15 protein-coding genes are annotated in these 13,628 nt (G+C 61.7%); 6 read left to right on the top strand and 9 right to left on the bottom strand.

Annotation, left to right across the window (positions count from 1 at the left end):
- Nucleotides 1–20 precede the first annotated feature (20 nt).
- Complete coding sequence (locus KBY58_RS00995) at nt 21–1,229, top strand: glycosyltransferase family 4 protein (protein ID WP_254934048.1); 1,209 nt, start codon at nt 21–23, stop codon at nt 1,227–1,229.
- Here KBY58_RS00995 and pyrF read toward each other — a convergent pair.
- The 3 genes from pyrF to KBY58_RS00980 are packed head-to-tail and all read right to left on the bottom strand — an operon-like array spanning nt 1,159 to nt 3,511.
- A complete protein-coding gene (gene pyrF / locus KBY58_RS00990) occupies nt 1,159–1,911 on the bottom strand; it encodes an orotidine-5'-phosphate decarboxylase (protein WP_255002340.1) in 753 nt (250 codons plus the stop codon). The genes KBY58_RS00995 and pyrF overlap by 71 nt on opposite strands.
- On the bottom strand, nt 1,911–3,197 hold the full coding sequence (tyrS, locus tag KBY58_RS00985) for a tyrosine--tRNA ligase (RefSeq protein WP_255002339.1): 1,287 nt from the start codon (nt 3,195–3,197) through the stop codon (nt 1,911–1,913). The genes pyrF and tyrS overlap by 1 nt, the downstream gene beginning before the upstream one ends.
- Complete coding sequence (locus tag KBY58_RS00980; protein ID WP_254933840.1) at nt 3,197–3,511, bottom strand: DUF1825 family protein; 315 nt, start codon at nt 3,509–3,511, stop codon at nt 3,197–3,199. Before KBY58_RS00980 ends, tyrS begins: the two co-directional genes overlap by 1 nt.
- A gap of 82 nt (nt 3,512–3,593) precedes the next feature.
- Between KBY58_RS00980 and KBY58_RS00975 the strand changes: the two genes are divergently transcribed.
- Genes KBY58_RS00975 through KBY58_RS00955 form a run of 5 tightly spaced genes read left to right on the top strand, consistent with a single transcriptional unit; the run spans nt 3,594 to nt 7,497 of the window.
- Entirely contained in the window at nt 3,594–4,343 is a 750-nt protein-coding gene (locus KBY58_RS00975) for a response regulator transcription factor (RefSeq protein WP_255002338.1), read from the top strand.
- An 11-nt stretch (nt 4,344–4,354) separates the two neighbouring features.
- Entirely contained in the window at nt 4,355–5,038 is a 684-nt protein-coding gene (locus KBY58_RS00970) for a hypothetical protein (protein WP_255002336.1), read from the top strand.
- The gene (locus KBY58_RS00965) at nt 5,038–5,664 is read left to right on the top strand and encodes a GIY-YIG nuclease family protein (RefSeq protein WP_255002335.1); all 627 of its coding nucleotides are present in this window, start codon (nt 5,038–5,040) and stop codon (nt 5,662–5,664) included. Before KBY58_RS00970 ends, KBY58_RS00965 begins: the two co-directional genes overlap by 1 nt.
- A 26-nt stretch (nt 5,665–5,690) precedes the next feature.
- Nucleotides 5,691–7,208: a leucyl aminopeptidase gene (locus KBY58_RS00960; protein ID WP_255002334.1), complete on the top strand. Its 1,518-nt coding sequence runs from the start codon at nt 5,691–5,693 to the stop codon at nt 7,206–7,208.
- A 34-nt stretch (nt 7,209–7,242) separates the two neighbouring features.
- Nucleotides 7,243–7,497: a hypothetical protein gene (locus KBY58_RS00955; protein ID WP_254933845.1), complete on the top strand. Its 255-nt coding sequence runs from the start codon at nt 7,243–7,245 to the stop codon at nt 7,495–7,497.
- A gap of 34 nt (nt 7,498–7,531) precedes the next feature.
- Here the strand turns inward: KBY58_RS00955 and msrA are convergent, their stop codons facing one another.
- The 6 genes from msrA to KBY58_RS00925 are packed head-to-tail and all read right to left on the bottom strand — an operon-like array spanning nt 7,532 to nt 13,605.
- Entirely contained in the window at nt 7,532–8,167 is a 636-nt protein-coding gene (gene msrA, locus KBY58_RS00950; RefSeq protein WP_409995696.1) for a peptide-methionine (S)-S-oxide reductase MsrA, read from the bottom strand.
- Entirely contained in the window at nt 8,164–9,354 is a 1,191-nt protein-coding gene (lpxB, locus tag KBY58_RS00945) for a lipid-A-disaccharide synthase (protein ID WP_255002332.1), read from the bottom strand. Before lpxB ends, msrA begins: the two co-directional genes overlap by 4 nt.
- A complete protein-coding gene (gene lpxA / locus KBY58_RS00940; RefSeq protein ID WP_254933847.1) occupies nt 9,354–10,160 on the bottom strand; it encodes an acyl-ACP--UDP-N-acetylglucosamine O-acyltransferase in 807 nt (268 codons plus the stop codon). The genes lpxB and lpxA overlap by 1 nt, the downstream gene beginning before the upstream one ends.
- A 3-nt stretch (nt 10,161–10,163) precedes the next feature.
- Nucleotides 10,164–10,625 carry a 3-hydroxyacyl-ACP dehydratase FabZ gene (gene fabZ, locus KBY58_RS00935; protein WP_254933848.1) on the bottom strand — a complete coding sequence of 154 codons (462 nt, stop codon included), beginning with the start codon at nt 10,623–10,625 and terminating at the stop codon, nt 10,164–10,166.
- Nucleotides 10,626–10,660: 35 nt separating this feature from the next.
- Nucleotides 10,661–11,536 carry a UDP-3-O-acyl-N-acetylglucosamine deacetylase gene (gene lpxC / locus KBY58_RS00930; RefSeq protein WP_255002330.1) on the bottom strand — a complete coding sequence of 292 codons (876 nt, stop codon included), beginning with the start codon at nt 11,534–11,536 and terminating at the stop codon, nt 10,661–10,663.
- Entirely contained in the window at nt 11,536–13,605 is a 2,070-nt protein-coding gene (locus tag KBY58_RS00925; RefSeq protein ID WP_255002329.1) for a BamA/TamA family outer membrane protein, read from the bottom strand. The genes lpxC and KBY58_RS00925 overlap by 1 nt, the downstream gene beginning before the upstream one ends.
- Nucleotides 13,606–13,628 lie beyond the last annotated feature (23 nt).

Here is a 13,628-nt window from a genome sequence, read left to right as displayed (position 1 = left end):
TGCCGGATGCTTCAGCCCTGGTGGCCCACATTGCCTGGCTAGGCAAGAAATCCCCCTTCTGCGGCAACGTCACCTACGGCCTCAGCACCACCCACGCCCTGCGCAGTCGCGGGCATGGAATCAGCTTTATCCATTTCGACACGCCCGCCGGCACCATGAGCAGCGGCGGCGGGCCCGATGTTTCCCTGCCTTACCTGGTCAAATCCCAGGTGTACACAATCCCCTCCCCGGGGGCCCAGCGGGAGCTGAGGGAGTCACTGGAGCGACTGCGGCCCGATCTGGTGCACGCCAGCCTGACCCTCTCACCCCTGGATTTCCGCCTACCAGACCTATGCCAACAACTGGGGCTGCCGCTGGTGGCCACCTTCCACCCAGCCTTTGACGCCAGCCTGCGCAACATCACCGCCGGCACCCAGCAGCTCACCTACCAGCTCTATGCGCCGGCCCTGGCCAAGTTTGATCGGGTGATTGTGTTCTCCGAACTCCAGGCTGAGCTGTTGATGCGCTTGGGCCTGCGATCCGATCGCCTGGCCGTAATCCCCAACGGCGTGGATGTGGGAACTTGGAAACCAGCCATCCCAACGGCCATCAGCCCAGATCTGGCCGACCTGCGCAGGCGCTTTGCCGGCCGGCGGGTATTTCTCTACATGGGCCGGGTAGCCACCGAAAAAAATGTGGAGGCCCTGCTCAAGGCCTGGCGTCTGGTGCGGCCTGCCGGTTGCGTGCTGTTAATCGTGGGGGACGGCCCCCTGCGCAGCGCCCTGCAGACCTCAACGGAAGAGAACGATGTGGTCTGGTGGGGCTATGAACCCCGCCTGGAAATGCGCGTGGCCCTCCAGCAGCTGGCGGAGGTATTCCTGCTCCCCTCCCTGGTGGAGGGGCTGTCGTTGGCGCTACTGGAAGCCATGGCCTCCGGCACCGCCTGCGTGGCCACCGACGCCGGTGCCGATGGCGAGGTATTGGAAGGGGGGGCCGGCATCGTGATCAGCACCCAGGGCGTCACCACCCAATTGCGCACCCTGCTGCCGGTGCTACGCGACCAACCCGTACTCACGGCCGAATTGGGGCGGCAGGCCCGCACCCGGGCCCTGGAGCGCTACACACTGGAGGGCAACATCGACCAGCTGGAGAGGCTCTATGCCGAGCTGGCGCCCCGCCTCAAGCTAGAGCTGCCCCCACCTCAGCACAACAGGCCGCAAAGGCCGCTGCCGGGTCTGGGGCAGCGGTAATCGGCCGGCCAATCACCATCTGGCTAGAACCAGCTGAAATCGCCTGGGCGGGGGTCAGCACCCGCTGCTGGTCCCCAAGGGCCACACCGGCGGGGCGTATGCCTGGGGTCACTAGGTGGAAGGGCACGGGGTGGTCGGCCCGCAGCTGAGCCACCTCCAGGGGAGAGCACACACAGCCGCCAATGCCCGCCTGGGCAGCCAGCTGGGCCAGCTGGGGCACGTAGTTGGCCAATGGCTCAGTGATCTTCAATTCAGCGGCAAAACGGGCCGGATCCCAGCTGGTGAGCACCGTCACCGCCAAGAGCGTCGGCGCGGGCAAGCCTGCGACCCCTGCCGACTCCTGGGCCGACTCCTGGGCAGCCCGCAGGGCCTCGCTGCCGGCGCAGGCATGCACGGTGATCAGTTGGGCGCCCAGGCGGGCGGCGCTGCGGCAGGCGCCGGCCATGGTGGCCGGGATGTCGTGGAACTTGAGATCGAGGAATACCTGCTTGCCCTGGTCATGCAGCTGTTGCACCACCACCGGTCCGCCGGCTGCGTACAGCTCCAGGCCCACCTTGACCCAACGCAGCTTTGGCAAGCCAATGGCAAAAGCGAGGGCCTGGTCGGGATCCATGCCATCGAGGGCCACGATGATCCTTTCGGCCGGATCGGCAGCCGCAAAGGGAGCAGCTAAGGGCGCCATCAGCTCGCCACCAGGCGCCGGAAAATTTTCTTGCCGATTTGCAGCACCTTGCCCGCCAGCTCAGTTGCCGCAGCGAACTCCTGATTCGGGTCGGCCAGCTTGATCCCATCGAGCTTGACCCCGCCGCCCTGGATCTGGCGACGGGCATCGCTACTGCCGGAGCAGATGCCAATGGCACTGAGCAAGTAAAAGGCTTTGGCCGGGAAATTGACCGCGGCCATGGAGGCCTCGGGCACATCTGCATCGGCCGCACCCACGCCGGCCGCTCCCCCCACCAGCTTGGCCGCATCGGCCTGGGCCGCCTGGGCGGCAGCCAGTCCATGGCGCTGGCCAGTGATTTCAAGGGCCAGGGCCTTCTGGCGCTCCCGGGGATTGGCGGGCAAGCCAGCCAAATCCAAGTTGGTGAGCAGGGTGATGTAGTCGGAGAGCACCGCATCGGGCACCTTCTCAAGCTTCGAATACATCGAGAGCGGGTCTTCGGCTAGGCCCACGGTGTTGCCCAGGCTTTTGCTCATCTTCTGGACCCCATCAAGGCCCGGCAGGATCGGCAGGAGCATCGCAAATTGGGGTCGCTGGCCGAAGTGACGCTGCAGATCGCGGCCCATGGCCACGTTGAATTTCTGGTCGGTGCCGCCCAGCTCCAGATCGGCGCTAATTGCCACTGAGTCGTAGCCCTGCAAGAGGGGGTACAGAAACTCATGCAAGGAAATCGGCGTGCCCGAGCCGTAGCGGTTAGCAAAATCTTCTTTCGCCAGCATCTGGCCCACGGTGGTGGTGCCCAGCAGCTCAATCACCTCAGGCAGATCCAAACCCGAAAGCCATTCGCTGTTGCGCCGCACCTCCAGTCGACCGGGGGTCTCAAAATCAAGTAGGGCATGGGCAGGGTCCTGACCCTGGCCCAGCTGCTGCAGATAGGTTTCGGCGTTGGCCTCCACCTCGGCAGCGCTGAGCTGCACCCTGGTGGCGCTCTTGCCCGTGGGATCACCGATGCGGGCGGTGAAATCGCCGAGGATCAAAACCGCCGTATGGCCCGCATCTTGGAAGGCCCGCAGCTTCCTAAACAGGATTGAGTGCCCCAGGTGAATATCCGTGCCGGTGGGGTCAATGCCGAGCTTGATCCGCAGGGGCCGACCCTCGCTGGCAGCTTCCTCGAGCCTCGCGGCCAGTTGTTGGTCGCCATCGCTGGCCGAACCAGGCGCCGCTCCACAGGGGAAAAGATCGGCCACACCCCTGGCCAGAGCTTCCGGCAGGGCCCCTGCTCCCGTTGACCAATCTGCTGCTGCCATCAATCAAGTTCGCCCTTCATGCGCTCGAGGGTTTGGTTCATCTGCCCAAACATCGTTTCAGGAGTGAGTCCAAACTGGCCCAACTGGGTGCGCAACTGCTCAATGGTCAACTTTGCCTGGAAGTCTTCCGAGAGCTCAAAACGCTTCATGAACACCCGATAGCGCTCCATCATTTCTTCCATTCTCTCGATGTAGAGCTTTTTGCCCTCCCGATCAAACCTGGCGTACTCGCCACCCAGCTCCATCAGCTGCTGGTAATCAACAAAAAGGCGCTTGGCCTCATCTTGAACAATTTCGGATTCAAAGAACGCCATCGTCCAGGGCCAGGGCCGTGATCAATCAATTTTGGAGACAGGCGCCAGGTCTGCATAGTGCGGATCCACGTATGGGCAGCAAGTGGGCAAAAATGGGGCCATTAATTGCCCGCCACCCCTGGATTTCACACCCCTAATCGACCAGGTTCGCCGCAATAACGACCAGGCCAACCTGCTGTTGAAGGACGTCCGAATCGTGGCGTGCTTTGGCAGCAGGGCCCTCCTGGTGGCATTTCTCGGCTGGACCGCCAACCATGCCTCGGTGGTGGGAGCTGCCACCACCGAAGCGGAAGCACTCCAGCTGGTGGAGACCCAGCAGCCCCAGATGGTGCTGCTCAGCGACCGACTGGAGCAGGGCAATGGCATTTCGCTGGTGCAGCGGATAAAGGGCCGTTGGCCGCAGATGCACACCATCCTGCTGATCTGCCAGGAGCAGCGTCAACACCAGATCAAGGCCGCGATAGATGCCTGCTGCGATGGCATTTTGCTGGAATCGAAGCTGGGCCTGGGTATGGGGGTGGCCGCCCTCAACGCCGTGGGTGGCGGCGGCATTTTTATCGACAAAAGCCTGCAGGAGATCTTCCGTCGCGGCCACGAACATGGCGCGCCGATCGAACCGCTCACGGCCCGGGAGTTGGAGGTGCTTGCCCTGGTGGCCAAGGGCAAGGGCAACAGCAAGATCGGCTCAGAGCTCTACATCTCAGCCGACACAGTCAAGACCCACCTCAGCAACGTGATGCGCAAGCTCCAGGCCCAGGACCGCACCCAAGCCGCCGTAATTGGTCTGCGCTGGGGGCTGATCGACTGGCCTGAGATGGATTGGCCTCGCTAGGTTGGGTAGAGATGGCCCAACGCCCCTGGCTGGATCCCTTAGCCCGCAGGTTGCTCCTGGCGGCGGGAGCAACTGATCCGACTGGAGCAATCAACAAAGATGGGGATAAAGATGGGGATGTGGAGAGGGAGCTGCTGGCCCTGAAGTTGCGCCAAAACCCAGCCCTGCGCCTAGGCAGCGCCGAAGAGGTCCGCCACGCCGGAGCCCTGGGTTGGCGCCTAGACGTGAACCGAGCCACCGCCGCCGATTGGCTACGCCTGCCCGGCATCGGCCCAGACCAGGTGGATCTTTTATTGCGCTTACAACAGGGCGGCGTGCAGCTAACGGGAGCCGAAGATCTGGAGCGGGCCTTGGAATTGCCCAGCGCCAAAATCGAAGGCTGGTTACCGGTTTTGGATTTCCGTTGGTATGGCGAACCACCAAGCAGCCCAGCCCAGCCCCCTCGGGTCAATTTGAACCACGCCAGATCGCCAGAGCTCATTGGCCTCGGGCTCTCCCAGGAGCGGACCCAAAGGCTGATCGGGGAAAGGGCCAGGGAACCCTTCCAGGATTTAGCCGATCTCCAGCACCGGCTCCAGCTGCCTGCGGCATTGGTGGAACAGTGGATTGGCCGGGTGCGCTTTGGCCCGGCTGCAGCGAGCCCCCACAAGGGGGGGCCGGCCCTGCCCCTGGCACGGCCCAAGACCAGGGGTTAATGGCCATCCAGGGCGATCTATTTGCCGCTGCAGACACCCTGCAGCCGGTTCAAATCCCTGGGGAGCTCCCCCTACTGCGGCACCAATTGCTCAGCTGGCAAGAGCGCCTGCTGGCCCACCAAGGCCCGCTTTTTGCGGGGGAAGCAGCCCCCAGCAGCGGCCAAGGCCTGCTTTTTGAGCCTGGTCCAGGTAATGCGACGCACCTGGCCAGCAGCTTTAGCCCCCTAGGCCTCCAACCCCAGGCCCTCTCCTTCTGGCGCTGGCCCCAGGCGCCCCAGCAGGGTGCCGCCCTGTACTTCGTGATCGATCGCCCAGATTCAGGCCCAGCCACGGCCTACCCAGCCCCAGCCCTGCTGCTCTACGTGGGTGAAACCGCCAAGGCCGACCAGCGCTGGAAAGGCGAGCACGACTGCAAAAGCTACTTAGCGGCCTATCAGGAGGCCCTCCAAAAAGCCGATCTCCGTTGCCAGCTGAGCATTCGTTTTTGGCTTGATGTGCCGGTGGCCATCAAGCCCCGCCGCTGCCTGGAACAGGCCCTGATCCAGCGCTGGCTCCCACCTTTCAACAAGGAAACCCGCGGTCGCTGGAGCACCCCCTTCACCGCCGAAACCAAAACGGGCACCTAAATTAAGGACCGTTTGCATCCCCATTCATGCAGTTTCGTTGCCTGCCCCAGGACCTCGGCAATGCCATTGCCAGCTGGGAAGGCGACGGACTGGTGGTGGGGTTATTCGCTGAAGCAAAGGCCCTGGGCCACCAGGCCACAACCCATCAAGCCCTTGTCCAGAGATTTGGGCCCGAACTCCTCGAACGGCTAGAGCAACGCCGTTTCAAGGCAAAGCCCGGCGAATCGATCTGCATCGAGCGCCTGGGGGCAAAACCCCAAACCCTGATCCTGGTGGGCCTCGGCAACGAAGAGCAATGGGATCTTGATCGTCTGCGCCAGGCCGGCGCCGCCGGCGCCAAGGCCGCCGTGGCGGCGGAAGTGGGCCAGCTGGGCCTGGCCCTACCAACCGGTGTAATACCTGCTGAAGCCGCTGGTCAGGCCATGGCCGAGGCCGTGCGTTTGAGCCTCTTTCAAGACCAGCGCTTCAAAAGTGAAAGTGAAGCCCCCAATTTGCCCAGCGAGGTGTGCCTGCTCGGCCTGGGCGGTGATCTCAGGGAGATCAACCGGGCCTTGGAGGCCGTCGATGCCATCTGCTCCGGGGTGGAGCTGGCCCGGGAATTGGTGGCCGCTCCCCCCAATGTGGCCACCCCCCAGCACCTCGCCGATACCGCTTCGCAGATCGCCCAGGATTTTGGGCTCCAGCTCCAGGTGCTTGAGCGGGCCGACTGCCAGGCCCTAGGCATGGGTGCCTTTCTTGGAGTGACCCAGGGATCCGATCTGCCACCCAAGTTCATCCATCTCACCTACAGGCCCCAGGGGGGCTCCAGCCGCAGGGTGGCCCTGGTGGGTAAAGGGCTCACCTTCGATTCAGGCGGCTACAACCTCAAAACTGCCGGCTCCCAGATCGAAATGATGAAGTTCGACATGGGCGGCAGTGGCGCCGTATTGGGGGCGGCGAGGGCCATTGGCCAGCTCCAGCCGGAAGGCGTGGAGGTGCACTTCATCGTGGCCTCCTGCGAAAACATGGTCAGTGGCGGCGCCATGCACCCCGGCGACATCCTGACCGCCTCCAACGGCAAAACGATCGAGATCAACAACACCGATGCGGAAGGGCGGCTCACCCTGGCCGATGCCCTTGTTTACGCCTGCAAACTCGATCTCGATGCGGTTGTGGACCTGGCAACCCTTACGGGTGCCTGCCTAATTGCCCTCGGCGAAGAGATTGCTGGGCTGTGGTCGAGTAGCGATGGGTTGGCGGCTGCCCTGCTTGGTGCCGGCGACAGCAGCGGCGAGCCGCTCTGGCGCATGCCCCTCAGGCCCTCCTACAAGCAGGGCCTTAAGAGCTCCATTGCAGACATGAAAAACACCGGACCCAGGCCCGGTGGCTCGATCACTGCAGCCCTGTTCCTTCAGGACTTCGTCAGCCCCAACCTGCCCTGGGCCCACCTGGATATCGCCGGCACCGCCTGGAGCGACAAGGGCAGGGGCATGGATCCCGCTGGGGCCACAGGTTTTGGCGTGCGAACCCTGGTGCATTGGGTCTGCCAGGGGGCAGCCACCTAGGTTTAAAGCCACCTACCTCCCCATCTGAAATCCCATGGCCGTTCAGAAGATCCGCTGGTATGTCAAAGCCCAATTGGGGGTTTTGCTGTTGCCGGCGGGCCTGTGCCTGTTTGGCGAAGCGGTGATCCGCAAGGGCATTCAGGTTTTAGCTGCCTCGGGAAAAATCGAAACCTTGGCCAACCCGGGGCCCTGGTTTTGGTACGGAACCCTTGGTTTGATCCTGATCAACGCCGGCGTGGGCCTGATGATCGAGAGCGGTCTGCTGCGGGGCTATCCGGGCCGCAATTAAACCAATGGGCCTACAGGGCAATCAATAAGCCCAGTTACCAGGCGGCTCCTGTGCGGGCCTTGTTTCCCCAAAGGGAATCCAGGCGGCGGTCCCGACCGCAGGCCCAGCGGTAATAGTTGTATTTGACGCTGTTGCGATCGGCATAGTTCTGGTGGTAGCCCTCCCCTAGCCAAAAGCGCTGCAGGGGCTTGATCTCAACGCGGATCGCCGCCTCAGGCCTCTTCAATTCCGCCGCCGCTGACTTCAGGCTCGCCTCGGCGGCGGCGCGCTGCTGGGGTGAATTGAAAAAGATCACCGGCCGGTATGAATCACCGCGATCACAGAACTGTCCCTTGCCATCAAGGGGGTCCACATTGCGCCAGTAGCTGCGCAGTAGGGCGGGGTAGCTGATGCGCTTGGGATCAAAGCGCACCAAGACTGCCTCCTGATGACCCGTTCCCTCTCCAGATACCTGCTGATAGGTGGGATTGGCCAAGCTGCCGCCGCTATAGCCGCTTTCGGCCTTAACCACCCCGGGCAGTTTTTCCAAATCGTGCTCTAAACACCAAAAACAGCCCCCAGCCAGCACCGCCTCCTGGGTAGGAGGTGCTGCATAGGCCAGCGGTGCCAGCCAAAACAGGGCAAGAAAAAAGCCGAACAAACCGTGGGCAATGCGCCAATTTGCCTTCAAAGCGAAGCCTCCAGTACCTGATCCAGGATCGCCCTTGCCGCCCGCTGGGTAACCCCAGGTTCGCCCAACTCACTGCGCAGGCGTCCGTAGCCAGCGAGCATCTTCTGGCGAGGGGCGGAACCAGCTACAAGCAGGGGAAAAGCCTGCTGGAGGATCGCTTTGACCGTTAGGCCTTCCTGCAGCAGTTCTGGCACCAGGCGCTCCCCCAGCACCAAATTGACCGGAGAGATGTGGGGCACGTTGAAGCGCAGGATATGGCGCGCCAGGAAAGCCGTCACCCGACTAACCCGATAGACCACCACCTGGGGCACACCGCGCAGGGCCAACTCCAAATTGACGGTGCCCGACTTGGCAATCGCCACATCAGCTGCAGCACAGAGGGCTGGTTTAAGTCGATCGGAATCGGCGGCCGGAATGATTAGGGCCCTGACGCCCAGCTGATCCAGGTGCCTAGCCAGGTGACTTTCAAACCCAGGCAAACCGGTGGAAACCACCACCTGCAGGTTGGGATCCTGGCGCTGCAGGGAAGCGGCCGCAGCGGCAATTTTGGGAAGCATGTAGCGCAACTCCTGGCGCCTAGAGGCGGGCATCAGTAGTAGCACTGGGGCATCAACGGCCAGGCCCAGCTGCCGCCGGGCATCGGTCTTTGTTGGCAGCTCGCCGATCGTGTCCAGCAGGGGGTGGCCCACATAGGTGACGTTGGCGCCACGGCAGCGGTAAAAACGGGCCTCCTGTTCGAAGATCGCCAGGATTTGATTGGTGAAACTGATCAGATTGCTGCGGCCCTTGGAGCCAAATTTGAAGGCCCACTCCTGGGGAGCGATGTAATAGGTGACGGGCACTTGGGGGAATTTGCGCTTCAGCCTCAGGCCCAGGCTCACGTTGGGGCCCATGTAATCGATCAAGACAACCCCATCGGGGGGCTCTCCCTTGAACCAACGCTTGAGACGGCGCTGCAGCTTCAGGGTGGGCAGCACAAAAGGAATGGCCTCGAGCAGACCAATCGCCCCCATCCGGGTGGTGTTGGCCAACAGGACAGCCCCTGCCCTTTCCATCCGCTCACCACCCAGGGCCACCACCTCTAACTGCAATCCGCGGCGCTGGGCCTCTTGATACAGGGCCTTCACCAACAGGGAGCCCTGGAGATCCCCGGAAACCTCACCGGTACTAACCAAAAGGCGCAGCATCAACGCGCCCCGGGGATGGGCCCCCTCCTAGAGGGGGCCAGGGAGGCCTCCAGGAAGGCCACCAGCTGTTCAGCCGCGCCGCCCAGGGATTGGCTCCGCAACCTCTCGAGGGCCTGGGCCAGGGGCACACCCTCTCGATAAATCAGGTTCCAGGTGCGCTTGAGTTCAGTCAACTGCTGGCCCGCATTGGCCTCGGCTAGGCCACTGCGCTGGAGGCCGATCTTGTTGAGCGCCCGCACCCGCGAGGGATGGCCCTCAACCATGGTGAAGGGGGGCACATCCCGCTCAATCCGACTCATGCCCCCCACCATCGCCAAGGTGCCGATATGGACGAACTGGTGGATGCCCAGCACTCCGCCAATCACGGCCCGGTCGCCCACCACCACATGGCCGGCCACGGCCACCCCATTGGCAATCACTATTCGATCGCCCAGCTCACAGTTGTGGCCCAGGTGGCTGTAGGCCATCAGCAAGTTGCCATTCCCCAACCGCGTTTCTTGTTCGCCGGTGGTGGCACGGTTAATGGTTACGCACTCCCGGATCGTGTTGTCATCCCCCATCACCACGGCGGTGGGGTCACCTGAGTATTTGAGGTCCTGGGGTTCAAGGCCGATGCAGGCACCGGGAAAAATGTGGTTGCGCTCCCCCATGCGCACCCGACCATCCAGCACCACATGGGGGCCAATCGTGCTGGCCGCACCGATCACCACATCGGCACCAATAACCGCATAGGGGCCTACCCGAACCCCTTCACCCAATTGGGCCTTGGGATCAACAACAGCGGTGGGATGGATGGAGGTCGCCATCGCTCACGCCACCAAGGAGAACATCAATTCACCGGAACAGGCCAGTTGGCCATCCACCGTTGCTTCGGCCTTCACCTTGCCAAAGCGCTGGCGCTTGAGACTCAGCAATTCGCAGGTGATCAGTAGCTGGTCTCCAGGCACCACGGGCCGGCGAAAGCGCACCCCATCAATGCCCGCAAATACAAACAGCCCCTTCGGGAGATCTGGCATCTGGGTAACGATCAGGCCGCCCACCTGGGCCATCGCCTCCACAATCAATACGCCTGGCATCAAGGGGCGCCCGGGGAAATGCCCCTGGAATTGGGGCTCGTTAATGGTGACATTCTTGATGGCCACCGCCCTCTTGCCAGGGTCGTGCTCAATCACCCGATCCACCAGGGCAAAGGGATAGCGGTGGGGCAATAGACCCTGAATCTGCTCGGCACTGAGCACAACTAAAGAGGTTGCGGTTTCTGGCTCAGACAAGGATTTATGGGGCAGGGGAGCGTGGAAAAGCGAACCTAGGCCGCCAGGCTTTGGGGGCAGCTTGCCAAGACAGCGGCCAGGGAAGTGTGAAGCCCATGGGAGCCCCGATAGGCAAACACCTGGGCCCTTGGCAAGCCAACAAGCGCCAGATCGCCAATCAAGTCGAGAATTTTATGGCGTACCGGTTCATCGTTAAAACGCAGGGGGGGGTTGAGCCACTTGTCGCCATCGCAAACCAGGGCATTTTCCAGGCAACCTCCCTTGATTAAACCTGCTGCCAGCAACTGATCCACCTGGGAGCGCAGGCCAAAGGTGCGGGCTGGGGCGATCTCCGCAACAAAGTTCTGGGGGGTGAGGCCTAGGGAGAAGAGCTGGCGGCCAATGGCCCGATCCTGGAATTCAATGGCTGCCCCCACCTGGAAACAGGCGGCAGGTAGGGCAGTGGCAAAACTGCTGCCCTGCTGAAGAGTGACGGGTGACTCCACCATTGGGGCAGTCACGGACGTGCCTAGGGGGGCCAAACCAGCCTCAGCGATTGCTTCCACCCAGGGAAGGGCCGAGCCATCCAGCAGGGGCACCTCCTCCCCATCCACCAGGATTTCTGCCTGACTCACCCCGGTGCCAGCCAAGGCGGCCAAAAGATGCTCCACCGTGGCTAGCCGCCCGCCCTCGAGCTGAAGGGCCGTGCAGAGCTCGGTGTCGGCGACCTGGGAAGGCTCAAGCCGCACTAGGGGATGGAATGGCTTACTTAGCCAGCCAACCCAGTAACCCGGCCTCTCGGAGGGCTGGAGCCTGACCCTGGCCGCAATGCCGCTGTGGAGGCCCACCCCACTGCGCTCGACTGGGCCAGCGAGGGTATGGGCTTCGCCGTAATTCTCTGGCCAGGGATAGGAATCGAGACCGGGCAGCACTAGAACTTCCAGCCCACACCAAGGTTGAAGCGGTAGTTGCTGGTGAAATCCTGGGTCGCGATTTCCAAGCGCAGGGGACCTACCGGGGTGTTGACAATCAAGCCCGTACCCACGGAGAAACCATCACCTGGCTTACCAAGCTTTCCACCTGGATTGCCATTGATATCTGCCTGACTGCCAAAAGTAGTGCCAGCATCCACAAAAAGTTCGCCGCTAATAATCTTGAAAAGTGGAAATCTGTATTCAATCGTGGCCTCTGCCATGCTCTTACCCACGCCCAAGTCGCAGGTGTAGTAGCCGCGCACTGAGTTGCCACCACCCAGACAGAACGCTTCGTAGGGGGGGACATCTCCAACCATCGTGCCCAGGGTTCCCTGGAAGGCAAGGGCCTGTTTACAGTCTGGGGTTTCGCCATTTTTAGGCCTACAGCCCTTGAATATTTTTATCCAGTTAACCGGGATGTAATGGGTGGCACTGGCTCGCAAGCGGTTAAAAGTTGGCGAATCGGGGCCAACCGACATGAACTGCTCGGTACTTGCCGTAAAGAAATTGCCTTTAGTGGGGTTACGGGGATCGTTGAGGGTGCTGTAGGCGGTGCCTAGGCGAAAGCTGAGCAGTTGGTTTTCAGTTGCACAATTATAAGCCAAACAAATATTCGAGTTGGGCTGGCCAGCTATGGAAGCCCTAGCAGCAGCCGTTCCGGAATAATCCATCGGGGTTACTTTTTGGCCACCAAAAGCAAGGATCAAATTCCAGGGTGCTTTTTTAAAAGGATTGCCGCCATTCAGGGGCCGCACGAATTGAACGCTGGCACCAATGCGCTGTACCGCCACCTCATTGCCGGTATTAGTGGGCGGGGAATCGCCATTTAACGTGGCAAAGTAACTGTTATTTTCACTTTGAAAGATTTGCGGCACCTCCCTACTGAAGAAAATCCTAGTGCGCATTGAGGTGCGATATTTATTCCCCTTAATCCAAGGATTGGAGAGGCTGATATCACCCAATCCCCCATATTGTCCATAGGAGATGTTTGTTGAAAGATCCCAAGCCTTACCCCAAAGGTTGGAGTCCTGCAATTGGATCTGACCAAATACACCCTGGCTTTGGCTATAGCCCAAACCACCAGACAAAGAGCCTGAAGACTGCTCGACAATGCCAAGCACCACGGTTACCTTGCCCGGTTCTGAGGGCAGGGGCTTAAGGGTCACCTTGACATCGCCAAACAGGCCCGTGCCGTAGAGGCGCTTGATGTCCTCTTCCAAGGTGCGGCGATTAAACAGGGCACCAGCCTTAAGGGACACCTCGCGGGTAATTACGTACAACTTGGTCTTGCCCTTAATAGGCTGACCCTTGTCGTTGGTGGTGGAGCCTTCCTTGTTAATGAACTCCACGTCCACCCCGGCCACGGTGCCCTCCCGCACCTGCAGCTGAACATCACCATCGGGGCTGACCCGGCCAGGCCCCGTAACCCTGGCCAGGGAGTAGCCCTGGTCTGCGTACCACTTCTGCAGTTCCTGCATGCGCTGCTGCAGGGTGTTGAGATTGAGGGTCTTGCCGTAGTCGGCCGCGAAGGTCTCCTTGATTACCTGGGGCGGCAGTTTGGGCTTGGCCAGGTCAAGGCTGACCTTGGTAAGCACCGGATTGGCCACCAAGGTGACCACTAGGCGCACGCCCAAGGGGCCATCGATGGGCTTGATCTGCACATCCGAAAACCAACCGCTGGCGTAGATGGCCGAGAGATCGTTTTGCAGCTGGCTGCGGGTCACCCTGGTGCCAGGGGTTGTCACCATCGCCGCATAGGCAGCCAACTCCAGGCGCTCCCGCTCCGGATGGCCCTGAAGGCCCTCAATGGCCACCTCGGAAATTAGTACCTGCTTTTCGGCCGGAGGGGTTTTGGCTGCCGCTGCAGGAAGATTTTTTTTGGCAGGCTGGTTTTTTGGTGCAGGCTTGTTTCCTGGCGGAGCCTGGGCCAGCGCTGGTGCAGAGGCCAAAATCATGGCCCCAATGGCGGGAAGGGCTGCCCCAATGGCGGGAAGGGCAGAGGCCCTAAAACCAAACGAGCCAGCCATGGAAAACACTAGGGAGCGGCTAG

Origin of the sequence: Cyanobium sp. HWJ4-Hawea (assembly GCF_024345815.1) — a bacterium.
Lineage (GTDB): Bacteria > Cyanobacteriota > Cyanobacteriia > PCC-6307 > Cyanobiaceae > Cyanobium_A.
The sequence above is the reverse complement of the archived record's forward strand: the minus strand, read 5'-3'. Positions and strand labels throughout refer to the sequence as shown.

What these genes read in the sequence shown, in the direction of transcription:
- KBY58_RS00970 (WP_255002336.1), top strand. Translation starts at nt 4,355, where the DNA reads ATGGCCCAACGCCCCTGGCTGGATCCCTTAGCCCGCAGGTTGCTCCTG.
- lpxB (WP_255002332.1), bottom strand. Translation starts at nt 9,354, where the DNA reads ATGCTGCGCCTTTTGGTTAGTACCGGTGAGGTTTCCGGGGATCTCCAG.
- KBY58_RS00980 (WP_254933840.1), bottom strand. Translation starts at nt 3,511, where the DNA reads ATGGCGTTCTTTGAATCCGAAATTGTTCAAGATGAGGCCAAGCGCCTT.
- KBY58_RS00955 (WP_254933845.1), top strand. Translation starts at nt 7,243, where the DNA reads ATGGCCGTTCAGAAGATCCGCTGGTATGTCAAAGCCCAATTGGGGGTT.
- tyrS (WP_255002339.1), bottom strand. Translation starts at nt 3,197, where the DNA reads ATGGCAGCAGCAGATTGGTCAACGGGAGCAGGGGCCCTGCCGGAAGCT.
- KBY58_RS00925 (WP_255002329.1), bottom strand. Translation starts at nt 13,605, where the DNA reads ATGGCTGGCTCGTTTGGTTTTAGGGCCTCTGCCCTTCCCGCCATTGGG.
- KBY58_RS00960 (WP_255002334.1), top strand. Translation starts at nt 5,691, where the DNA reads ATGCAGTTTCGTTGCCTGCCCCAGGACCTCGGCAATGCCATTGCCAGC.
- lpxA (WP_254933847.1), bottom strand. Translation starts at nt 10,160, where the DNA reads ATGGCGACCTCCATCCATCCCACCGCTGTTGTTGATCCCAAGGCCCAA.
- pyrF (WP_255002340.1), bottom strand. Translation starts at nt 1,911, where the DNA reads ATGGCGCCCTTAGCTGCTCCCTTTGCGGCTGCCGATCCGGCCGAAAGG.
- KBY58_RS00965 (WP_255002335.1), top strand. Translation starts at nt 5,038, where the DNA reads ATGGCCATCCAGGGCGATCTATTTGCCGCTGCAGACACCCTGCAGCCG.